The following is a 20,666-nucleotide window of genomic DNA, read 5'->3' as shown; positions in this document are numbered from 1 at the left end:
GTCCGGTCCTCGCCATGTGGACCCAGAGTGACTTCCGCTCGCACCCGGGGCTCTGACATATTCCTTTGAGGTCATCTTTTTCCGGGTGGAGTTCAACATGGTCCGCACCTCGAGCCTCTTCAGCGCCCTGCTCCTCGTGAGCGCCTGCCAGAAGCCCCCGGAGGCCTCCCCGGCCGCGACCGCCGCCGTGCCGGTGGCCGCGCCGGTGAAGGTGGCGCCGTTCTCGCTGTCGGTGCTCCAGGACGCGGCGCCGTCGGGCTGTACCTGGCTGAGGCTGGAGTCAGACGGCAGACGCAGGGCGCTCGTCACGGTGGACGCGGCGTGTGACGGGTTGCAGCTCGCGTGGAGCCCGGACGGCCAGCACGCGGCGGTGCGCGACCCGGCCGGCAGCGCTCGGGGGCCTGGGCGTGTGTGGACGGTGGACCTGACGTCCGGACAGGGCTCGGCGCAGCTCTTGCCGGAGGAGGGGCTGACGGGCGCGGTGGGGTTCGATTCGGTGGGGCGGCTGGTGGCGTTGACCGCGCACACGGGTGAGCTGGTGCGGCGCGACGACGTCTTCCTCTTCGAGGGCCGGCGCATCCCCATCCCGGAGCTGGACGAGGGCGCGGGGCTCGCGCACGCGTACCGGCTGGATGCAGGGGCGTGGAAGCGCATCGAGACGGTGGCCACGCGCGGTGACGCGGACGCGGTGTTCGCGCTCGCCACCACGGAGATGCTGGTGTCCTCCACGGTGGCCGGGGACCTGGAGGCGCTGGTGGCGCAGGGCCTGGACGAGGGCAGCCAGGACGCGGTCCGGCTCGACGCGGTGGTGCCCGACCGGGGGCACGACGTGTTCGGCGGCTGGGCGCGCGTGGAGTCGCGCGGCGGTCCGCTGTTCGCGTGGCAGACCGCGGGCGAGCAGACCGCGCTGATGATGCCGGTGCGCTGGGAGGCGGAGGACGGCCACCTGGGCGAACCCGAGGGACTCGCCCTGCCCGCCCGGAGCCCCGTGCGGGCGATGGCGCGCGGGGACCTGCTGATGCTCGCGGGCGAGACGCAGGCGCGCGTCTACGACCTGGGCTCGCGGCGCCTGGCGGCGTCCTTCGACGGCGTCCGGAGCGCGCGCTTCTGGCCGGAGCCGTCGTCGCTGGTGCCGCACGGGGCCACGGCGGCGACCGGGCAGCGGTAGCCGCGCGAGACGCGCCTCAAACCTGCCCTGTGCTCTTGAGGGCCGCGAACACGATGGCACCGTAGACGCCGCCGCAGAGGCAGCAGGAGAGCACGGGCACCAGGAGCGCGCCCGCGAGCGCCGTGCCCCAACTGGTGCGGTGCAGCGTGCGGTAGGTGAAGGCGCGCAGGCCCATGGCCCAGAAGGGCGCGGCGTACACGGCGACGAAGGGAATCACGCCGACGATGTACGGCGCCTGGGAGATGGCGTGCGCGCGCATGGTCACGGAGAAGCCGCGCTCCACGCCGCCCATGCGGAGGATGAGGTGGTCCAGGCCCGCGTTCACCAGGGTCATGCCGGTGCTGAACACGGGCATGAGCACCGTCCAGGCCGCCATGCCCACGGTCATCCACAGCCTCACAGCCTTCGGATCCGCGCCGCTCGTCTCCGTCTCGGGGACGAACCCCATGATGACGCCGATGAGCGCGGTGTAGACGAGGCCTGTCGACAGGAAGCCGGCGATCGCCGACAGCATCACGAAGCCCATGGAGCTGCTCACGGGAGCGTCGGGGTTGACGCCCCGGAGGGTCTCCGTGGGCCGCATCAACATGCCGAAGCACGTTCGCCAGAACGCCTTGAGCATCCCCAGTTCGGCGCGCTGGTCCCAGGGCAGTTGGCCCAGGGGTTCACGTTCGAGGCAGGTGGCGCAGACGGTGCCCTCGGGGCCCTGGCGCAGGCAGCGGGCACAGGCGAACGCGCCACAGCGCGGGCAGGCGGCCACGCTGCGCCACTCGGGGTGCACGGCGCAGACGGGCTCGGCGCCGCCGGGAGCCGGGGCCACCAGCAGCGAGGCCCCGCACCGCGCGCACGTCTCCGCGCCGGGGGTGAAGGGGGCCTGACAGGAAGGACAGGAAGGCGTCATCGCCGAGCATCCTCGCACGGCTCGGCCTCCACCACGCGCGCAGCCGATGGAGCGGCCCCCGGGCCGCGGTCGTCCAAAACCTGTCCGACTGTCGGACAAGTTTCCGCGGTCCGGCCGAAGTGGAGGCCCCGTGGCCGAGCCCTTCCAGAACCTGTCCGACTGTCGGACTCGGTTCCACGGCCCGGTTGGCGCGGAGGCTCCCGGGCCACGTAGTTCCAAAAGCTGTCCGACTGTCGGACAGGTTTCCGCAGCCCGGTTGGAGCGGAGGCCCCCAGACGCATGGATCCAGAACCTGTCCGACTGTCGGACAGGTTTCCGCAGCCCGGTTGGAGCGGAGGCTCCCGGACGCATGGATCCAGAACCTGTCCGACTGTCGGACTGGTTTCCGCGGCCCGGTTGAAGCGGAGGCCCCCGGACGCATGGATCCAGAACCTGTCCGACTGTCGGACTGGTTTCCGCGGCCCGGTTGAAGCGGAGGCCCCCAGCCGCATGGATCCAGAACCTGTCCGACTGTCGGACAAGTTTCCGTGGCTCGGTTGGAGCAGAGGGCCCCAGCCGCATGGATCCAGAACCTGTCCGACTGTCGGACAAGTTTCCGTGGCCCGGTTGGAGCAAAGGCCCCCGGGCCGCTCGGTTCCAAAACCTGTCCGACTGTCGGACAAGTTTCCGCGGCCCGGTTGGAGCAAAGGCCCAGCCGCGTGGACCCAGAACCTGTCCGACTGTCGGACAAGTTTCCGTGGCTCGGTTGGAGCAGAGGGCCCCAGCCGCGTGGACTCAGAACCTGTCCGACTGTCAGACAAGTTTCCGTGGCTCGGTTGGAGCAGAGGGCCCCAGCCGCGTGGACCCAGAACCTGTCCGACTGTCGGACAAGTTTCCGTGGCTCGGTTGGAGCAGAGGGCCCCAGCCGCGTGGATCCAGCACCTGTCCGACTGTCGGACAGGTTTCCGTGGCTCGGTTGAAGCGGAGGCCCAGGCTGCGTGGTTCAAGAACCTGTCCGACTGTCGGACAGGTTTCCACGGCCCGCCGGCGCCGGGGAGGCGCCCCCAGGGCTCTCACCTTCTCAGGCATGGGGACCGACTCCATGCCCAGAGGCTCGGGAGCCGTGCCTTCCCGGGATGCCCGGTTCGCGGGCGCTACGGCTCCGGCGCGGACTCCGGATCCACCGGCACCGAGGGGGACGTGCTTCCAGCCTTGTCCTGCGCTGGCGCGTTGCCCGCCGGGGCCACGACACCCTGCGATTTCGGAGCCCGGGCCTCCTGCGCGGCCCGGACCTGGCGGGCCCGCTTCGCCTGGGCCAACGCCGTCTTCGCCGCGCCCGCATCGCCCAGGGCCCGCTCGCGCTTCGCCAGCGCGTCCCACAGCTCCGGTGCGTCCGGATGCAGCGTCACCGCCGCGCGCAACAGGCCCCGCGCCACCTTCGGCGAACGCGTGTCCAGCAACCGCTTCAGGAAACCCGAGGGCGACAACACCAGCGACCCCTCCGGCGTCTCGAACGCCTCACGCACGTGGGGAATCGCCTCCGGCTCCCGGCCCGCCTCCAGCAACCCCACCGCCTGCGCCAGGTGCGCGTCCATCGATTCCGGATGCAGCTCCGTCGCGCGCTCCAGCCAGCGCATCCGGTCCACCGGCTTCCGCTTCGCGCGGTCCGCCAGCGTCAGCAGCTCATCCGTGTAGTCGGGCCGCACCGCGGGGGCGCGCACCGCCGCCTCCTTCAGCGAGGGCCACAACCGCTCCGGATCCTTCGCCGCCTCCAGGCGCGTGCGCTTCAGCGCCGGCATCTCCGCGCGCTTCCACCCGGCGACGAAGCGCGCCACGTCGCTCCGCACGGAGGAACTGAAGCGCTCCGCCTCCGGGCACTTCAGCGTCTCACACGCCGCCAGGTAATCCGCGAAGAAGCCCGCCGCGCCCTGCGTCCGGTACGCGCGCAGCCGCTCCGCGCCCATCGCCCGCTCCACCGTGGCCGCCATGTGCGCGCCCACTCGGATGAAGAGCGACTCGGCGCGCGGCTCGTGCGCGCCGCGGATCCGCTCCATCGCACCCCGGCCGTCCCGGGCAATCTGCGCCCGCTCGAAGAGCGAGGACACCTTCGCGAACGCCGTCGCCAGGTCCGTCTCCGGCGGCAGCGTGCCCGGCCCGCGCGTGGCCCAGTCGTGGTACGCGAGCCCGTAGCTCGCCAGCCGCCCCATGCCCTCGTAGACGACCGCGTCCACGGGGTCCGTGAAGTGGCCGCCCCGGCCCGGCGCGCCCTCGTCCAGCACCGTCTCCATCAAGCGGATGGACAGCCGGCGCAGCCGCTTCGCCTCGTCCTCCACGTTGGTGGCGAGCGCGATGGCCGTGTCCTCCGCCGGCAGCAGCACCAGCAACGTCGTCGTCTCCGGCTGACCGCCCGCGTGCGCCACGATGTAGTGGCCCCGCAGCGGATAGGTCGCGAAGCCCATGCCGTAATCGGTGATGTGCCCGTCGCGCGTCACCATCGACGCCTGCATGCGGCCCGTCGTCTCGCGCGTCACCAGCTTGTGGTCCAGCACCGCGCGCGCGAAGCCCAGCAGGTCCTCCACCGTCGCGCGCGTGCCACCGCCACCGAAGCGGCTGGTGACGTCCAGGAAGCGCGACGGCTTCAGCGTGGCGCCCGACACGCGGTAGCCCACCGCCTGCTGCGCATCGCGCGTGCTGATTTCATCCACGTCCGCGTGGCTCATGTTCGCGGGGCCGAAGACGTGGTCGCGCAGGTACTCGCGATAGGACTGGCCGGAGGCCGTCTCCACCGCCGCGCCCAGCAGGTTGAAGCCCCACGTCGTGTACAGGTAGCGCGTGCCCGGCTCCGACACGAGCGGCCGGTCCGCGAACAGGCCGATGGCCTCCTTCGTCGTCACCGGCTTCGTGTTGTTGCCGGCGCTCGGGCTGTCGTAGGTGGGCACCCCGCCCAGGTGGCCCAACAACTGCCGCACCGTCACCGGCCACTGCTTCACCGGGTACTCGGGCACCAGCGTGTGGATGTCCGCGTCCAGGTCCAGCTTGCCCGCCTGCGCCAGCTGCATCACGGCCACCGCCGTGAAGGACTTGGTGATGGACGCCATGCGGTACGTGGTGCGCACCGTGGCCGGCAGCTTCTTCGCCACGTCGCGGTAGCCGTAGCCGTTCATCCACCGCTGGCCGCCCCGCATCACGCCCACGGACAGGCCCGCGGTGGGGCCCTGCTTCAGGTCCGCGCGCACCAGCGCGTCCAGCGCACGCTGCACCTCTGGAGGGAACTCGGAGGCCTTCGCGTCCGGCTCCAGCGCGACCTTCGCGCTGGACTCCGGCGGAGACGCGGGCTTCTCACCAGACTCGGACGGCGCGGGTGCCTGCGCCACGGACGCGGGCTTCTCGGCGGACGCCTGCGCGAACGCGGGCCCTGCCTGCACCAACACCCACAGCGCGACGAAGAGCCGCTTCATGGCACCGCCTCCGCGGTCTGGCTGCTCGCACCGGTGTCCGATGCCTCTTCACGCGAGGTCGTGAGCGCCGGTGCCGGCACCGCGCCCTCGTTCACCCAGCCCGCGAGCAGCGCGTCCGAGACCAACTGCCCCAGCAGGTCCAGGCCATGACCGCGCGGATGCACCAGGTCGTCGTGCATGAACCCCGCCTGGTTGAACCGCGCGAGCGAACCCGCGCCGCCCATCGCCGCATAGAGGTCGAAGAAGCCGCAGCCCTCGGCGAGCGCCACCTCGCGCTCCGTCTGGATGGCGGCCTCCAGGAACGGCCGCTGCGTCAGGGGCTTGCCCTTCGCGTGCCCGTCCTGCACCGCGTCCATGGGCCCCACCACCAGGCACGCGCTGCCGGGCGCGGCGGCGCGGGCGCGGCGCAGGAGCGAGGCCAGGTCCTGGCGCACGGTGGGCAGGTCCGTGCGCTTCCACTCCAGGCGCTTGGATTCATTGCCACCCAGGAAGAAGAGCAGCAGCTTCGGGTCGCGCTGGGAAAGCTGCGCCTTCAGCGCGTCCTCCTCCAGCCGGGAATACAGCGTGGCATCCGCGGACGGCACGCCCAACATGTCCAGCACGATGCCGGGCGCGTCCTTCTGGAGCACCACGCCCTGCACGATGGCACCCTTGCCTTCCGCGGTGACGTCCAGCCACTTCGCGCCCGCGGGCAGGTCGAAGGACGTGGTGCGGCTGGCCCCGTCCTCCTGGGGCTCCGTGCGCGTCAGCACCGCGCCGTCCACGGACACGACGAGGCGGCCCGCGCCCTTCACGTCCTTCCACCACAGCGTCCCACGCGGCTCGCCTTCCAGCTTGAAGCGGCCCCGGGCGCGGTTCTCGGTGGCCAGGTGGTACACGCCGGTGATGCCGAACGGGTGCGGTGGCGCCTTCAATTCGCCCAGCGTGCGCGGCTGCCAGCCGTTGCTCACGGCGGCCGTGCGCCCCCGTCCGCCGTAGGGGGCCATGCGGTCCACCAGCAGAACGCCCCGGCCCGCGCCGCCGAAGCCCGCCGCGAATTCCTCGCGGACCACGTCCACGATGCGGTCCCCCGCGATGAGCGAGTTGCCGAACGCGGCGATGACAGTGGGCGTCGTCCCCGGAGTCTGGATGAGCCCGTCCAGCGCGGTGAAGAACGGCGTCAGCGCGGACCGCGCGCAGCCGGTGTCACCCGGCTCCAGACAGGGGTCCTCCACCGTGCCGCCTGGAGCCTGCAGCCGCGTGGCCAGCGCATGCAGCTGTCCGGCACGCCCGGTGGTGGGCGGCAGCACGCGGAACGCGGAGCGCGCCGCCGGCCGCGCCTTGCCTGGCGCCTCCGCGGGCAGGCTCGCGGAAGCAGTCACCACCTGGGGAGCACCCGCGCCCGTCACCGCGGACTCAGGATGCGCGGAAGGTTGCGCCTCCACGGAGGCGGGCCGCGCGGCACCGGGCTCCGGCGGCGGCACGGAGTCCGTCGCGGGAGTCGTCGTCAGGGGGAAACGGTGAGGGGGTGTGCGGGACTCGCACCCGGGGAGCAGGGCCCCCGCCAGGACAGCGAGCAACCCCGCCCGCCGGAGCCCTCGCGAGACATCGAGAACCGTCATGTGGCCCGCGAGCGTAGACGAAAGCCCGGGGACACGCATGTTCTGGACCCCACGCTCGGCCGCCTCGCGAGCCGCCCCGGCGTGGCATCCCGGACATCTCATCCGTCCTGGACCGCACGTCCAGGCCCGCCAGTCCCGGGGAAGAACAGGTTTCCCGTACGCCAACGCGAATGCAGGGTCCGGCCGCGAACAGGGTCCCTTCACATGGCGCGGCACGTCCCCAAATTATCCGCCGCGATTATGGCGAAGAACCGGCTCACAACGTGGACGAAGCTCCACCGGCGATTTGGCGAGCACGTGCGCCTCATGCGCAACAGCCGCTCGCTCACGCAGGAAGCGCTCGCCGAACGCAGTGACCTGTCCGTGGACGCCATCCGCCGCATCGAGCGGGGCGCCTTCTCTCCGTCGCTCGACACGCTGGGCAAGCTGTCCGTGGGGCTGGACGTGTCCCTCAAGACGCTCTTCCACTCCTTCGACCTGGAGCGCACTGACGGTGTGGCGGAGATCTGCGACTTCCTCGCGTGCCGCTCCGGCTCCGAGCTGAAGCTCGCCTGGCGCGTGCTCCAGGCCATGTTCGACGAGCGATGAAGCGCGCGCCCCGCGCTACCAGTCGCACCCGGCAGATGTTCCCTGTCACTCCCGTCGTGCTTGCCCTATGCGTCGGGCCCATGAGCCGCACGCCCCCCACCCTCCTCCTCGTCGAGGACGACAGCGACCTGCGCGACGCGCTCGTGGAGATCCTCCTGGGCGAAGGGCACACCGTCGCCGCCACGGGGAACGGCGACGAGGCCCTCTCGTGGCTGGAAGCGCACCCGTGCCCCGCGCTGCTGCTGGTGGACATGTGGACGCCGCGCAAGGACAGCTGGCGGCTGCTGGACAGCCTGCGCCGCGAGCCCCGCTTCGCGGACCTGCCCGTCATGGCCATCAGCTCCAGCGAGGAGCGCCACCCCGCCATCCGCGAGGTGCTCTCCAAGCCCTTCGACCGCGAGGCCCTGCTCGCCGGGGTGCGCCGCTTCGTGCACCCGCTGCACTGAAAGCGAGGCCCTCAGCCGCCGGGCGTCCGCTGGCTCAACCTGCCCACCACGGCCGGGTCCAGGCGGAACGAGTCGAAGAAGCGGTCCGCGTCCTGGGGCGCGCGTCCCTCCGGGTGCAGCAGCAGCTGCTGGTACAGGCGCGGGCCCACCATGAAGAAGCGGCCCCGGAGGCGGCGCGGACCGGACAGTCCCCCCACCTCCTGGCCGGGGAAGCCGCCCTCCAGCTCCAGCGTCTTCGCGGTGATGGCCGTCGCCCCCAGGGCCTCCAGCGCGCCCTGGCTGGCGCGGTCCACCACGTCGCGCGGGCTCACCTGCGCCACCGCCGCGAGCGGGAAGTCCGTATAGGAGACGTAGTAGGCGGTGTCCTCCTGCGTGCGCGCGGCGATGAACGTGTGCAGCGTCACCTCGCCCACGTCCGTGGGCTGCACGCGCCGCTCCTCGGTGACGGGGCCGGGGAACGTCACGCTGAAGCCCCCCTCCTGGGACTGGACGACGGAGGACGGCGCCTCCCGCATGGGCTCGGCGGGGGACACGGGGGGCTCGGTCTGCGTGCGCCCCGCGCACCCTCCCAGCACCAGCAGGGCGGCGGCCAGCGGCACGGCCCGGTAGGAATGCTTCATCATCCAGACGGCTCCTGACATGGGGCCGCAAGGTACGCCCTGCCCCGCCCGGGCGCATCCCTCCGCTTCACCCGGGCCCGCTTCAGGCAACGGTTGTCCCGGCCTTCAGTGCACCGCGCCGGAGTCCTCGCCGGAGCCCTCCCTGGCGCGCTCCTCCTCGTCGGAGGGCTCGGGCGGCCTCGGAGGGCCGGCGGACACCCGGGTCAGGTGGACGCGGAACACGGAGCCCTGGCCGGGCTGGCTCTCCACCTCGATGCGGCCGCCGTGCGCCTCGATGATCCGCCGCGACACCGACAGCCCCAGTCCCACGCCCGGTGCGCGCTGCTTCGCGTTGCCCGCGCGCTGGAACGGGATGAAGAGCCCCCGGAGCTCCTCCGGCGACATGCCGATGCCCTGGTCCGCCACGGCCAGCACCACCTGCTCTCCGTCGCCGCGCACGGACACCTCCACGCGGCTGCCCGAGGGGGAATACTTGAGCGCGTTGCTCACCAGGTTGTTCAGCACCTGCTCCAACCGGGAGGGGTCCGCGCGCACCAGCACCGCGCTGTCCGGCACCATCAGCTCCAGCGTGTGCCCGGATTCGCTGGACTGGTACAGCTCCACCACGGAGCGCGCCAGCTCGCGCGTGTCGCGCACCTCCGGCTGGAGCTCCAGCTTGCCGGCCTCGATGCGGGTCGCGTCCAGCAGGTCCCCCACCATCCGGTCCAGGCGCGCCACCTGCCTTCGCACCAGCGACAGCGTGCGCTGCATCCGCTCCGGGGTGACCTCTCCGCGGCCCGTCAGCGAGGTGGACAGCTTCAGCGCGGACAGGGGATTGCGCAGGTCGTGCGCCACGCCCGCCAGGAACGCCAGCTGCTGCTCCTGCTGGTGGGTCAGGCTGTCCGCCATCTCGTTGAAGGTGTGGGCCATGTCGCGGATCTCCAACGGGCCCTCCTCGGGCGCTCGCAGGTGCCGCCCACCCCGGCCGAAGCCGGCCATCGCGCTGCGAAGCTCCGTCACCGGGCGCAGCGCGAAGCGCCTCAGCCAGAAGACCACCAGGCCTATCGTCGCCAGGAGCAGCAGGCCCAACAGCAGACCCAACAGGTTGGCCATCTCGCTCCAGTGCGCGGCGCTCTGCCGGGCCGCCTGCGCCTGGTCCACGTTGATCTCGATGAGGCGCTCCAGCGAGCGCAGCGCCGCGTCCAGCGAAACCATCGCCGACGCGTCGTGCTGGGCCGGAGTCACCTCCGGACCGAGCGGCGCATGCTGCGCGGCCAGGTAGGCGAAGACCTGCTGCTGCACCTCCGCCACGCTCTGGCGCTCCTCCCGGGTGGACGCGATGGCATGCATCTCCAACAGCTGACCGCGCAGGTCGGCCTCAAGCTGGGGCGCCGAGCGCCCGCGCGACGGGTCCGCCACCATGGGGACCCCCGGCGATGACAACAACCGCGAGTGGACGAGCAGGTCCACCTCCAGCTCCTCGGCCTGCCGGACGCCTTCCACGGATTCACTCAGCGTGGAAGCCATGCGTTCCAGGGCGGTCGTCAGCACCACGAGCAGGGTGGCGGACACCACGGTGAGCAGGACCAGCCCACCCACCACGGTGGAAAAGAAGGCGCGCAGGCTCATCGCCGCCTCCACGCGAACCGCCGGCCGGCCTCCCGCTTTGTCATGGTCGCGCATCCTTCCTCCGGGCCGCGCCAACCCCGGTGGTCGTCGCCCTCTTCCCAAGGAAAGCAACAAGCGTCCGATATCGTGGATTCGCGCCTGGATGCTGGCAGGCCCACCCCGGACAGGCCCCCAAAAGGAGCCGGCCTCCCGAGGCCCGGCCATGTTAGTCAGCACGGACACGCGGCCCGATGCGCACCCGGCGTTCGGGCGCCCGCTCTTCTCGATGAGGTCACCCGATGGATCTGCTCGCCCCACCGGCCCGCACCCTGAACTTCGATGCCTTCTGGCGCTGGCTCCAGGAGCACACCAACTGCATCCTGCGGTGTGGCTCCCCCGACATGACGTTGTTCGACCATGACGACTTCCACTGGATGCTGATGGAAGAGGAGCGCCAGCACGTCCTCCAGCTCATCAAGGGCAAGTCCCTGGTGGGCGAGATGGTGATGGTGGGCCGCGAGGTCTCCGAGGTCTCCATCTCCCCGGATCCGGACGCGGATCCGCAGGCGGGCCACTTCCTGGTGGAGCTGATGGGCGGCCCCAAGGAAGACCCCCAGGTGATGTACCACTTCGTCATGGCCCACGGCATCGAGCCGGCCGCCGGCCACCAGGGCTTCAAGCACTAACGCGCGACGCGCTCGATGGCCTCCACCGCCGCGTGGACGCCGTTGAGCCACGCCGAGGGGCGCGCGTCGTACCATCCCGGGAGTAGGAGCAGGGACGCGACCTTCGCCTCCAGCTCCACCGCGTCCCCCACCCGCTCCGCCTCCGTCAGTCGCAGGGCCTGCCGGTCATAGAGCCGGGGCCGGGCCCAGGCCACCAGCGGCGTCCCGGTGGCCCGGGCCTCCTGCACGGTGTTGTAGCCGCCCGCGCCCACCAGCACGTCCACGCCCCGCATCACCGCGAGTGCTGGCCAGACCGTCAGCCCGGACGCGTGGTCCGTGGGGACGAGCCACATCACCGCCGCCTGTCCGGCCAGCAACGTACGCAGCCGGTTCACGGTCTCCCCGGCCTCCGCCACCTCCTCTGGACGGCCGCAGCCCATCACCGCGACCACGGGCCGCGAGTCCCCGTCGTCCAGGCCCAGCCGCCGCCGGGCCTGCTCGCGGGACAGCAGCGCGTCCGCGTCCAGCAGCAACCACGGAGCGGTCCGCACCGCGCGAGGGTGGTGCGCGAAGGGCGCGTCCTCACCGGGCACGACGAGCAGGTCGAACGCGTCCACGGCGTGGGCCACGTCGAAGCGCTCCACGTAGACGGGGTTCAGGTCGCGGTGCACCAGCACGCGCGGCGCGCGCACGGTGGGCAGCAGCGCCACCAGTTCCCCGGCCAATCCCCGGGGGAACGTATCCACCACCAGCACGTCCGGTGTGGACTCCGCGAGCCACGCGCCCACCGCGGCCACGGTGCCGGCCTTGTCCAGCCGCGAGTCCACGCGGTGCACGGTGGCGCCAGGGCCCAGCCACGACTCCAGGGGCAGGCCGGAGGCGAACGGGCTGTTGGTGAGGAGGTCCACCGCATGGCCCCGTCCCACGGCCACGCGGGCCAGGGCCGCGGCGCGCGTCAGGTGCCCCAGGCCTCCGCCGAGCGCGTAGAGGCGCCAGTGCTGACGTCGCGCGGCCACGCTCAGCTCCCGCCCAGGTCCTCCTCGAAGGAGGCGTCGTCCTCGCGCCGCACGCTCTCGCCGTCGGCCTCGGTGAAGTCGTTGGGGTCGCTGCCCGAGGACGAAGCGCCGGAGCCGCGCCACGCGTCGCGGCCGTAGTAGCCGTAGTCCTCGTAGTAGTAGCTGGGGTCGTCCTCGTCGGAGGTGTTGGACAGGTCGCGGTTCTCGTCGCCGTTGTCGGCGGCGCGCGCGCACGCCACGCAGACCGCCTCCCCGCCGTCGAGCGTGCGCATGTGCATCAGGCAGATGGGCTTCTGACAGCGCATGCACTGCGTGGTCGCCCCCCGCTCACACGGGTGGGAGAAGAGGAAGCCGGAGGTCTCCAGGCACTGCTCCGCGGAAGCAAAGGAAGGGGACATGGCTTGGGAGGCTCAGGGCGACGCGGGGTTCTGGAGGCGGAAGAGCAGGGCCATGCGCAGGGGCAGGTCCAGCGAGTCGAAGCCCAGGCACGCGGCGGCTTCCGGCGACACCGGCTGCTTCGTGGCGAGCACCGTCTTGCCGGACGGGTCGCGCAGGGACAGCTTGCCGTCGCGCACCTTCACGTGAACAGCCTCCGCGCCGGAAGCGCCCTTCACGGACGCGCCGCCGCCGTCGGCTGTCACGGTGTAGAGCAGCATGCCCTGGTCATCCGTGAGCACCCACCCGGAGCCCTCGCGCGTCAGCGTGTAGCGCACCGCCGAGCGCGCGGCGTCCTTCACCTGGAACGCGTCCGGGCCGCCGGTGACATAGGCCAGCACCGTGTCGTCCGGACCGGACACCTTGAGCTCGCCGCCCTTCCACTTGTAGCGGGCGACCTCTTTGTCCGCGCCGTCCACGAGCTTCGCGCCGTCGTCCTTGGGCTTGAGCGAGAAGCGCTCGCGGTCGTCGCCATCCTTGAACTTGAGCTTGGCGCCCGCCTCATGCGGCTCGGCGGCGGCGGCGTTGGCGGGAGTCGCCTGGGTGGGCTGCGCGCTGGAGGCGGGGGCACCGCCCTGCTGGCACGCCGAAGCCCCGAGCACTCCCAGACCCACGAGAAACAGGACACGAAGCTTCACGGCGTGGACCTCATCTTCCCGGGCTGGCCCCGGGAGCTGGAGTGGTTGAGCACCTGATAGAGGCTCAAGAGCATCATCGTCACGACGCGGGACGCGTCATTCGGTGGGAGGACGGTGGGCTCGCTGGGAGAGGCGGGCTTCGGCCTGCGGACCACCCAGTCCCGCCCATCCCGCCCCAGCAGGGCGCGCATCGCCACGCGGTCCTGGGCCACGTCCAGCCGCGACAGGATGACCTCCGGGGGCAGCCGCACGGCCTTCTTCGCGTTCGCGCGCTGATCCGCCAGTCCGGGGAAGCGCTCCGGCTTCACGCGCAGCCCCACCTGGAGCAGCGTCTTGCCCTTGCGCTTGGTCTTGAGCTTCGTCTTGCCGCTGCTGCCGCGGCCGTAGCGCTTGCGCTTCTGGACGTGCTCCACGACGAACAGGTGCAGGTGCGTGCCATCCGCGAAGCGGCCGTGCAGGGACAGCCACGCATCGGTGAAATCCTCGCAGTCCCACCGGCCTCGCTTGAGCTTGCCCACACACTTGCGCTCCGCATCCTCCGGCGCCAGGTCCAGCTTCACGTCCACGGGCGCGTTCGCGTCCAGGTCCACCTGGAAGCGCTGGAGCAGCACGGCCACCAGCCCGTAGCGGCGGTTCTCCAGGTCCGTGTGCTTCGAGCGCGCCCAGAGGATGCAGAGCGCGATGCTCGTCGCGAGAAATGCGGCGGACAGCAGCCACTTCAACAGGATGACGAACGAGATGCTGAGGCACACGAAGACGAAGGAGCCGATCCCCATCAAGATCCGCCTCCGCTCCGCCCACGCGTCCAGCGCCCCCAGCGTCTTCAGGTCCGCCAGCACCTCCGTCACCGGGGCGCGGGTTTCGTAGACATACGTCTTCTTGAATTCGGAGGTGTCGAGCGCCACGGTCGTGAGAGTAGAGAGCCGCTCCCGGGCGGTCAAACCGACTTGCGACGTCCGCGCGCTGCCTGCAACTTCGCGCGCCGCCGGGTGTAGCCCAGCACCTGGTAGATGCTCAGGAGCATCATCGTCGCCGTGCGGGACGCGTCGTCCTTGGCTCCCGGTTCACGCTCCGCCCGCGCCACCCACTCGTCGGACAGCCGGGCGCGCAGAAGCAGCCGGCCCGAGGCGACGCGCACCCGCTCCAATTCGACCTTCCGGGGCAGGCGCGTTGCGGCGGTGGCGCGGACCTTGAGCCGCTCCAGGCCGGGGTAGCGCTTCGGCTTCACACGCACGGACACGCTCAACTGGGCGAAGCCCTTGCGCCGGGTCTTCGTCTTCGTCTTGCCGCTGGCGCTCGTCTTGGAGCGCTCGCGCTTCTGGAGCCGCTCCACCATGCGGATCCGCACGAAGGCGCCGTCCGCCAACCGGGTCTCCAGCATGAACCACGGGTCGACGAAGAAGTCCGTGTTCCACCAACCCACCATGTCCTGCCGCACGCGCTTGTCGAGCACGTCCGGCGGGCGCAGGTCCAGCTTGAGCCGCACCGGAGCGTTCGGGGCCAGGTCCATCTCCAGACGCCGGAGCAGCGCCTGGGCCAGGCCGTAGCGCCGGTTGTCCAGGTCGCGCGGCTTGAGGGTGTAACGCCACAGGAACAGAAGGAGCCCCACGACGAGCAGCGACCCACCCACCACGCCCGTGACCTTGAGGAGCTGGGCACCCGCCTCGGTGATTTCATCCCGCTCCACGGTGCCCGCCCACACGCCGTAGGTCACGGCAGCCATCACCCCGCCCGGAAGCGCGGTGAACCACCCGGACCACGCCAGCGCGCGTCGCTGCCCTTCCGCGCGGGCGTCCAGTTGGGACAGGACCTCCATGTCCTCGAGCAGGTCCGGCACCGGCGCGCGGGACTGGTAGCGGAAGAGTTCGTGGAAGCGGCTGACGTTGACCGCCAAGGCGGTGGACTCCCTGCGATGCCCGTCGGGCGGACCCGTGCGCGAGCGTAGGGGCCTCCGGGCCGTCCTACCAGGGGTGAACCGCCGACCATGCAGGCAGGCCGAGCGCCGGGAAGGCCAGGACGTTAGGTAGGATGCACGGCGCCGACGGCATCGGGCGCGAGGTGGACCTTGGACGAAGTGAGCCGGAGAGCGGCGCTGAAACTCATCGCGGCGGCGGGCATCTCCACCGTGGGGTGTTCACGCGGTTCGGGAAAGGCAGAGGAGTCGAAGATGAGTCAGCAGCAGGCACAGCAACCGGAAGCCGTGGTCCGCGTGGATCCGCTCGGGCCGTCCCCCACCCCGTGGCGGACGCCGGATCCGTTCCTCTTCTGCGTGCACCATGACGACCGCTACCCCCAGGGCAACGAGCGGCTGGGGCCCCAGGCGTCGCTCGCGGGCCGGGACATCGGCCAGGACTTCGCGGGGCGGGACGGCTGGAACATGTACCACGGCACCGTGGTGCCGGGCTTCCCGCAGCACCCGCACCGGGGCTTCGAGACGGTGACCATCGTGCGCAACGGGCTGTTGGACCACTCGGACTCGCTGGGCGCGGCGGCGCGCTTCGGCGAGGGTGATGTGCAGTGGCTCACCGCGGGCGGCGGCATCAACCACTCGGAGATGTTCCCGCTGCTCAAGCAGGACCAGGGCAACCACATCGAGCTGTTTCAAATCTGGCTCAACCTGCCGCGCGCCAACAAGATGGTGCCCGCGCACTTCTCCATGCTGTGGAACCACGTCATCCCGCGCCACGTGGCGAAGGACGACGCGGGCCGCGCCACGAACATCACCGTGGTGGCGGGCAACCTGGGCGACATCCAGGCGCCTCCGTCGCCGCCCAAGTCCTGGGCCGCGAACGCGGACGCGGACGTGGCCATCTGGACGCTGAAGATGGAGCCGGGCGCGCGCTGGACGCTGCCGGCCGCGAAGCGCGGCACGAACCGGATGCTGTACTTCTTCCTGGGCGCTGGGATGAAGGTCGGCGGCCGGGCGGTGCCGGCGCGCAGCGCCATCGAGCTGCGCGCGGACGTGGACGTGGTGCTGGAGAACGGCCCGGAGACAGCGGAGCTGCTGCTGCTCCAGGGGCGGCCCATTGGCGAGCCGGTCGTGCAGTACGGCCCGTTCGTGATGAATTCGCGGCAGGAGATTCAGCAGGCCTTCGCGGACTACCAGCGCACGGGCTTCGGCGGCTGGCCCTGGCCCAGCCACGACCCGGTGCACGCGCGGGAAGAAGGCCGCTTCGCGCGGCACGCGGACGGCCACATCGAAAAGCCGGCCTGATCAGGGTTTCTTCGCGTCGGCGCCCTCCCACTCGAAGCTCAGGGAGGGCGCCTTGGCGCTCCTGGCGCGACAGGAGGCCGAAGACCTCCTTGCCGCCGCGCAGGGCGCGCAGGTCCTTCGATGACATCTCGAACGTGACGTCGGAGCCGGTCACCATCCACGTGAGCGGCTGGGCATTGGGAGCGGGCGCGGCCGTGAGCAGCGCCACCATCCCCCCGGAGCTCATGAGCATGCGCGCCATGCTGCCCGAACTCCGGACCGCCCCGTTTGCCGCCGGGCCGCCGTCGCGGTAGCACCAGACCGTGGGCACCTCCGGCATCGTCTACGCGTCCTTCGACCGCTTCCCTGCGCCCAAGGGCGCCGCCGTGCACATCCGCGCCTTCGTGGAGGCCCTGGGCGCCGCGTTCGGCCCGGTGGACCTGGTGGCCATCGGCGACGCGCCCGGTGCTCCCCCGCCTGCCCTGAGCCCCCACGTCACCTACCACCCGCTGGGTGCCCGCGGGAAAGACCTGGTCGCCCAGGCGCTGACGTTCCGCTCGCACCTGGGCGCGTGGTGGAGGGGCCGGCCGCGCGCGAAGGTCGTCCACGTCCGCTCCATCTTCGAGGGCTACCCCATCGCCCGGCGCAAGGCCGCCCTCACCGACGCGCTCGTCTACGAGGTCAACGGCCTGCCCTCCATCGAGCTCAAGTACCACCACCCCGATGTCTCCGATGACGCGGAGCTGATGCGCAAACTGCTCGCGCAAGAAGAAGCCTGCCTCCAGGCCGCGGACCTCCTCGTCACGCCCAGCGCCGTCACCGCGGAGCACCTGATCTCCCGCGGCGCGGATCCGAAGCGCCTGCGCGTCATCCCCAACGGAGTGGACCTGGACGTGTTCCGCTACGCACCTCCACGCCCTCCCGAAGCCGGCCGCCCGCTGCGCCTGCTCTACAGCGGCACCATGACCGCGTGGCAGGGCGTGCACCACGCCATCGAGGCCTGCCGCCTCCTGCGCCGCGACCTGCCCGTGACCCTCACCCTCGTGGGCCCCCTGCGCAAGCACGCGCGCCGTGCCCTCCTGGACCGCTGCGGCGACCTCGTGCTCCAGGGCGCGGTGGAGATCCTCGAACCCCTGCCCCAGGAAGAGCTCGCCCGGCTGCACCACGCCTGCGACGTCGTGCTCGTGCCGCTGCCCGTGAACGACCGCAACTGCGTGCAGGGCTGCTGCCCCCTGAAGCTCATTGAAGCCATGGCCACCGGCACGCCCGTCGTCGTCAGCGACCTGCCCGTGGTGCGCGCGCTCGCGGAAGGGACCGAGGCCTACCGCATCCGCCCCGGCTCGCCCAAGGCCATCGCGGAAGCAGTGAAGGACCTCATCGCCAATCCCGCCCTCGGCGCCGCCATGAGCGCCAACGCCCGCACCCGCGTGGAGCGTGAATTCCCATGGGGCCGCGCGCAGGAGGCGCTGGTGAACGCCTACTCGGACGACCTGGGCATCGCGCGCGTCAGCACGCGCGACAACACCGCCGCCTCCGCGTCCGCCTGAAAGCCCGCCTCGATTCGCGCGCGCGCCGCAGCCCCCAGCGCCGCGCGCTTCGCCTCCGGCATCCCCAGCACGTCCAGGCACGCCTGCCCCAGGTGGTTGAGCAGCGCCTTCTCCACGATGAAGCCATTCACCCCGGACTCCACCGCCTCCGGGATGCCACCCGCGTCGCTGGCGATGACCGGCCGCGCGCACGCCATCGCCTCCAGCAGCGCGTTGGGCATGCCCTCCCACAACGACGGCTGCAGATACACGTCACACAGCCGCAGGTGCTCCGCGATGAGCTCCGGGGACTCCAGCGCGCCGGAGATGATGATGCGCGCCGCGTCCTCCGGATGCTCCGCCCGGTAGGCCACCAGGTGCTCCGCGTCCCGGGCGCGCACCTCGCCAATCACCAGCAGGCACGCGGGCCGCACGCGCCGCACCTCCGTGAGCGCGGACAAGAGGAACGGCAGCCCCTTCTTGTGGCGCAGCTCCCCGGAGAAGCCGAGCACCGCCTCGCCCGGCTGGATGCCCAACCGTTCGCGCAGCGCCGCGTCCGCCGGGCCCGGTGAGAACAGCGCCGTGTCCACCGCGTTGGGGATGACCTCCACGCCCGGGTCCCGGCCCAGCAGCATCGCCATCTTCCGGCCCAGGTCCGCGGAAGCGGCGGTGAGCACGTCCGCCCGCTGAATCGTCCAGAGCAGGCGGGCGAAGTCCCCCGGTGGGAACATCAGCTGATCCACGTCATTGCCCCGCGCGCTGAGGATGGACTTGAGCCCCGCGCTCTGCGCGAACACCACCGCGAGGAAACCCGGCGGGTACAGGTAGTGCCCCCACACCAGGTCGAACTTCCGCCGCGAGTGCAGGTGGCCGAGCACATCGAGCGTGTGCTGCATGGACAGGTCCGCGCTGCCGAACAACCCCAACCGGTGCAGCGTGACGCCCTTCGCGAACGGCGACACGTCCCCCGCGTCCGGCACCGTCTCCAGTGCCCCCGGCTGCGCCGTGCGGGTCCATGCAACCACGTCCACGCGTGCGCCCAGCCGCACGAGCGAGCCCGCGGTGCGCGCCCCGCTGCGCGCGAGCCCTCCGATGTCAGGGGGAAAGCGCTCGGCGAGGAGGAGGACGCGGGGACCGGAAGCCATGCCCTGAATCTACCCGTCCGCACGCGCCGGCGAGCGGGGAACCGCGAGGGATGAAACGCGGAAGGCGTCCCGTTGCAACGCGCAATCCATGACGCAACCCCCGCCTGAAACCCTCGCCCCGGACGCCTCTCCTTCTACCTCTGGAGCCAGGGGCCTCCTTGCCTCCCTGTGGCTGGCGGTGAAGGGCTCCACCGAGGACCTGGCCACCGGGCCCGTGGATCGCGCCTTCCTGCTGCTGTCCGTGCCCATGGTCCTGGAGATGGTGATGGAGTCCATCTTCGCCCTGGTGGACGTGCTCTTCGTGTCGCACCTGGGCGCGGACGCCATCGCCACCGTGGGCCTCACCGAGTCCATGCTCACGCTCCTCCAGACCCTGCCGCTGGGTCTGTCCATCGGCGCCACCGCGCTCATCGCGCGCCGCATCGGACAGAAGGATCCGGAGCGCGCCGCGAGCACCGCGGTGCAGGCCCTGGGCCTGGGGCTCGCGCTGGCCGTGCCGCTGGCGTTCGCGGGCAGCTACTTCGCGCGTCCGCTGCTCATGGCCCTGGGCGCCGCGCCCGGCGTGGTCGAGCACGGCGCGGGCTACACGCGGCTGATGCTGGCCAGCTTCCCCATCATCATGCTGCTGTTCCTCATCAGCGCCATCCTGCGCGGCGCGGGGGACGCGGCCACGTCCATGCGCGCGCTGTGGCTGGCCAACTCCGTGAACATCGTGCTCGCGCCGCTGTTCATCTTCGGCCTGGGCCCCGTGCCCGCGATGGGCGTCACCGGCGCCGCGCTGGCCACCACCGTGGGCCGCTCCACCGGCGTGCTGTATCAGGTGTATCGCCTGCTCAAGGGCAGCGGACGTCTGGAATTGCGCCGCCGCCACCTGCGCGTGGAGGCGTCCACGCTGCGCTCGCTGCTCAAGCTGTCGGGAGGCGCCACGCTCCAGTCGCTGTTGGGCATGTCCAGTTGGCTGGTGCTGATGCGCATCGTGGCCACCTTCGGCAGCACCGCGCTCGCTGGCTACACGCTGGCCATGCGTGTCCTGCTCTTCGCGCAGCAGCCGTCGTGGGGCCTGTCCCACGCGGCGGGCACGCTGGTGGGCCAGAGCCTGGGCGCGGGCGACACCGACCGCGCGGAGCGGGCCGCGTGGCGCGCCAGCTTCTACACGCTCGCGTTCCTGGGCGTGGTGGCGGTGGGCTTCCTCCTCTTCGCGGAGCCGCTCATCCACCGCTTCACCTCCGAGCCGGAGGTGGGCCTGCACGCCGTGCGCTGCCTGCGCATCGTCAGCTGCAGCCTGGCCCTCTACGCCTTCGTCACCGTGCTGCCCCACGCCTTCAACGGCGCGGGCGACACCACCACCCCCACCGTGGTGAATGCCCTCTTCTCCTGGGGCCTCCAGCTGCCGCTCGCGTGGTTCCTCTCCCATCCTTTGGGCCTGGGTCCCTCGGGCGCGTTCATCGCCATCGCCGTCACCTACGGGGCGCTCGGGCTGGCGAGCGCCGCCCTCTTCCGGCGCGGCGGCTGGAAGCTGCGGCACGTCTGAGACGGCTCTCCTCCAGCCGACAATCCACACGGCCCAGGGGCTGAGTTGAAAGCCCTCAGGCAGGTGCCGACCTTCCACGAACTCTCGCAGCGAGCGGGCGCCCCAAGCGCCTCCATCCACGGCGCTCCTGTCACCCCGGGGCGCCGCCGAAGTGTCGCCGCGAGAGCAC

The 20,666-nt window shown here is 71.5% G+C and carries 19 protein-coding genes; 8 read left to right on the top strand and 11 right to left on the bottom strand.

What is annotated here, in order from left to right; translation table 11 throughout:
- Positions 1 to 97: 97 nt before the first annotated feature.
- Complete coding sequence (locus tag D7X30_RS32795) at positions 98 to 1,168, top strand: hypothetical protein (RefSeq protein WP_147443376.1); 1,071 nt, start codon at positions 98 to 100, stop codon at positions 1,166 to 1,168.
- A gap of 16 nt (positions 1,169 to 1,184) precedes the next feature.
- Here D7X30_RS32795 and D7X30_RS32790 read toward each other — a convergent pair whose 3' ends face one another.
- From D7X30_RS32790 to D7X30_RS32780, 3 genes are all read right to left on the bottom strand, one after another.
- A complete protein-coding gene (locus D7X30_RS32790) occupies positions 1,185 to 2,069 on the bottom strand; it encodes a zinc ribbon domain-containing protein (protein ID WP_120566913.1) in 885 nt (294 codons plus the stop codon).
- Positions 2,070 to 3,202: 1,133 nt separating this feature from the next.
- The gene (locus tag D7X30_RS43700; RefSeq protein WP_120566912.1) at positions 3,203 to 5,506 is read right to left on the bottom strand and encodes a serine hydrolase domain-containing protein; all 2,304 of its coding nucleotides are present in this window, start codon (positions 5,504 to 5,506) and stop codon (positions 3,203 to 3,205) included.
- A complete protein-coding gene (locus tag D7X30_RS32780) occupies positions 5,503 to 7,107 on the bottom strand; it encodes a GDSL-type esterase/lipase family protein (protein WP_120566911.1) in 1,605 nt (534 codons plus the stop codon). Before D7X30_RS32780 ends, D7X30_RS43700 begins: the two co-directional genes overlap by 4 nt.
- Before the next feature lie 306 nt (positions 7,108 to 7,413).
- Between D7X30_RS32780 and D7X30_RS32775 the strand changes: the two genes are divergently transcribed.
- The gene (locus tag D7X30_RS32775) at positions 7,414 to 7,695 is read left to right on the top strand and encodes a helix-turn-helix domain-containing protein (RefSeq protein ID WP_233591940.1); all 282 of its coding nucleotides are present in this window, start codon (positions 7,414 to 7,416) and stop codon (positions 7,693 to 7,695) included.
- 80 nt (positions 7,696 to 7,775) lie between these two features.
- Positions 7,776 to 8,141, top strand: a complete 366-nt coding sequence (locus D7X30_RS32770; RefSeq protein WP_121716930.1) for a response regulator — start codon at positions 7,776 to 7,778, stop codon at positions 8,139 to 8,141.
- A gap of 11 nt (positions 8,142 to 8,152) precedes the next feature.
- Here the strand turns inward: D7X30_RS32770 and D7X30_RS32765 are convergent, their stop codons facing one another.
- Together D7X30_RS32765 and D7X30_RS32760 are read right to left on the bottom strand one after the other, a co-directional pair.
- On the bottom strand, positions 8,153 to 8,764 hold the full coding sequence (locus tag D7X30_RS32765) for a hypothetical protein (RefSeq protein WP_233591923.1): 612 nt from the start codon (positions 8,762 to 8,764) through the stop codon (positions 8,153 to 8,155).
- A 102-nt stretch (positions 8,765 to 8,866) separates the two neighbouring features.
- A complete protein-coding gene (locus D7X30_RS32760) occupies positions 8,867 to 10,369 on the bottom strand; it encodes a HAMP domain-containing sensor histidine kinase (protein ID WP_120566908.1) in 1,503 nt (500 codons plus the stop codon).
- 278 nt (positions 10,370 to 10,647) lie between these two features.
- Between D7X30_RS32760 and D7X30_RS32755 the strand changes: the two genes are divergently transcribed.
- Positions 10,648 to 11,034: a serine/threonine protein kinase gene (locus tag D7X30_RS32755; RefSeq protein WP_120566907.1), complete on the top strand. Its 387-nt coding sequence runs from the start codon at positions 10,648 to 10,650 to the stop codon at positions 11,032 to 11,034.
- Here D7X30_RS32755 and D7X30_RS32750 read toward each other — a convergent pair.
- Genes D7X30_RS32750 through D7X30_RS32730 form a run of 5 tightly spaced genes read right to left on the bottom strand, consistent with a single transcriptional unit; the run spans position 11,031 to position 14,996 of the window.
- On the bottom strand, positions 11,031 to 12,029 hold the full coding sequence (locus D7X30_RS32750) for a hypothetical protein (RefSeq protein WP_120566906.1): 999 nt from the start codon (positions 12,027 to 12,029) through the stop codon (positions 11,031 to 11,033). The genes D7X30_RS32755 and D7X30_RS32750 overlap by 4 nt on opposite strands.
- A gap of 2 nt (positions 12,030 to 12,031) precedes the next feature.
- Positions 12,032 to 12,427: a hypothetical protein gene (locus tag D7X30_RS32745; RefSeq protein WP_120566905.1), complete on the bottom strand. Its 396-nt coding sequence runs from the start codon at positions 12,425 to 12,427 to the stop codon at positions 12,032 to 12,034.
- Positions 12,428 to 12,439: 12 nt separating this feature from the next.
- Entirely contained in the window at positions 12,440 to 13,102 is a 663-nt protein-coding gene (locus D7X30_RS32740) for a hypothetical protein (protein WP_120566904.1), read from the bottom strand.
- Complete coding sequence (locus tag D7X30_RS32735) at positions 13,099 to 14,043, bottom strand: hypothetical protein (RefSeq protein WP_233591922.1); 945 nt, start codon at positions 14,041 to 14,043, stop codon at positions 13,099 to 13,101. Before D7X30_RS32735 ends, D7X30_RS32740 begins: the two co-directional genes overlap by 4 nt.
- On the bottom strand, positions 14,040 to 14,996 hold the full coding sequence (locus D7X30_RS32730) for a hypothetical protein (RefSeq protein WP_120566902.1): 957 nt from the start codon (positions 14,994 to 14,996) through the stop codon (positions 14,040 to 14,042). The genes D7X30_RS32735 and D7X30_RS32730 overlap by 4 nt, the downstream gene beginning before the upstream one ends.
- Before the next feature lie 273 nt (positions 14,997 to 15,269).
- Between D7X30_RS32730 and D7X30_RS32725 the strand changes: the two genes are divergently transcribed.
- From D7X30_RS32725 to D7X30_RS32715, 3 genes are all read left to right on the top strand, one after another.
- Positions 15,270 to 16,316 carry a pirin family protein gene (locus D7X30_RS32725; protein ID WP_120566901.1) on the top strand — a complete coding sequence of 349 codons (1,047 nt, stop codon included), beginning with the start codon at positions 15,270 to 15,272 and terminating at the stop codon, positions 16,314 to 16,316.
- Positions 16,317 to 16,405: 89 nt separating this feature from the next.
- Positions 16,406 to 16,609, top strand: a complete 204-nt coding sequence (locus tag D7X30_RS42075) for a hypothetical protein (protein WP_158619425.1) — start codon at positions 16,406 to 16,408, stop codon at positions 16,607 to 16,609.
- Between the two features lie 9 nt (positions 16,610 to 16,618).
- A complete protein-coding gene (locus tag D7X30_RS32715) occupies positions 16,619 to 17,842 on the top strand; it encodes a glycosyltransferase family 4 protein (RefSeq protein WP_120566900.1) in 1,224 nt (407 codons plus the stop codon).
- Here the strand turns inward: D7X30_RS32715 and D7X30_RS32710 are convergent.
- Positions 17,773 to 18,966 (bottom strand): glycosyltransferase, encoded by a 1,194-nt coding sequence (locus D7X30_RS32710; RefSeq protein ID WP_120566899.1) that lies wholly within the window; start codon positions 18,964 to 18,966, stop codon positions 17,773 to 17,775. The genes D7X30_RS32715 and D7X30_RS32710 overlap by 70 nt on opposite strands.
- A gap of 178 nt (positions 18,967 to 19,144) precedes the next feature.
- Here D7X30_RS32710 and D7X30_RS32705 point away from each other — a divergent pair, with 178 nt between their 5' ends.
- Positions 19,145 to 20,497 (top strand): MATE family efflux transporter, encoded by a 1,353-nt coding sequence (locus D7X30_RS32705; protein WP_233591921.1) that lies wholly within the window; start codon positions 19,145 to 19,147, stop codon positions 20,495 to 20,497.
- Positions 20,498 to 20,666 lie beyond the last annotated feature (169 nt).

This window comes from Corallococcus sp. AB011P (assembly GCF_003611605.1).
Classification (GTDB): Bacteria; Myxococcota; Myxococcia; order Myxococcales; family Myxococcaceae; genus Corallococcus; species Corallococcus coralloides.
Note: the sequence above shows the minus strand (reverse complement) of the source record. Positions and strands in the feature narration are given on the sequence as shown.

Excerpts from the sequence above, each read along its gene's own strand:
- D7X30_RS32770 (WP_121716930.1), top strand. The coding sequence starts at position 7,776 with ATGAGCCGCACGCCCCCCACCCTCCTCCTCGTCGAGGACGACAGCGAC.
- D7X30_RS32755 (WP_120566907.1), top strand. The coding sequence starts at position 10,648 with ATGGATCTGCTCGCCCCACCGGCCCGCACCCTGAACTTCGATGCCTTC.
- D7X30_RS32765 (WP_233591923.1), bottom strand. The coding sequence starts at position 8,764 with ATGATGAAGCATTCCTACCGGGCCGTGCCGCTGGCCGCCGCCCTGCTG.
- D7X30_RS32795 (WP_147443376.1), top strand. The coding sequence starts at position 98 with ATGGTCCGCACCTCGAGCCTCTTCAGCGCCCTGCTCCTCGTGAGCGCC.
- D7X30_RS32780 (WP_120566911.1), bottom strand. The coding sequence starts at position 7,107 with ATGACGGTTCTCGATGTCTCGCGAGGGCTCCGGCGGGCGGGGTTGCTC.
- D7X30_RS32760 (WP_120566908.1), bottom strand. The coding sequence starts at position 10,369 with ATGAGCCTGCGCGCCTTCTTTTCCACCGTGGTGGGTGGGCTGGTCCTG.
- D7X30_RS32725 (WP_120566901.1), top strand. The coding sequence starts at position 15,270 with ATGAGTCAGCAGCAGGCACAGCAACCGGAAGCCGTGGTCCGCGTGGAT.
- D7X30_RS43700 (WP_120566912.1), bottom strand. The coding sequence starts at position 5,506 with ATGAAGCGGCTCTTCGTCGCGCTGTGGGTGTTGGTGCAGGCAGGGCCC.
- D7X30_RS32790 (WP_120566913.1), bottom strand. The coding sequence starts at position 2,069 with ATGACGCCTTCCTGTCCTTCCTGTCAGGCCCCCTTCACCCCCGGCGCG.
- D7X30_RS32745 (WP_120566905.1), bottom strand. The coding sequence starts at position 12,427 with ATGTCCCCTTCCTTTGCTTCCGCGGAGCAGTGCCTGGAGACCTCCGGC.
- D7X30_RS32775 (WP_233591940.1), top strand. The coding sequence starts at position 7,414 with ATGCGCAACAGCCGCTCGCTCACGCAGGAAGCGCTCGCCGAACGCAGT.
- D7X30_RS32710 (WP_120566899.1), bottom strand. The coding sequence starts at position 18,966 with ATGGCTTCCGGTCCCCGCGTCCTCCTCCTCGCCGAGCGCTTTCCCCCT.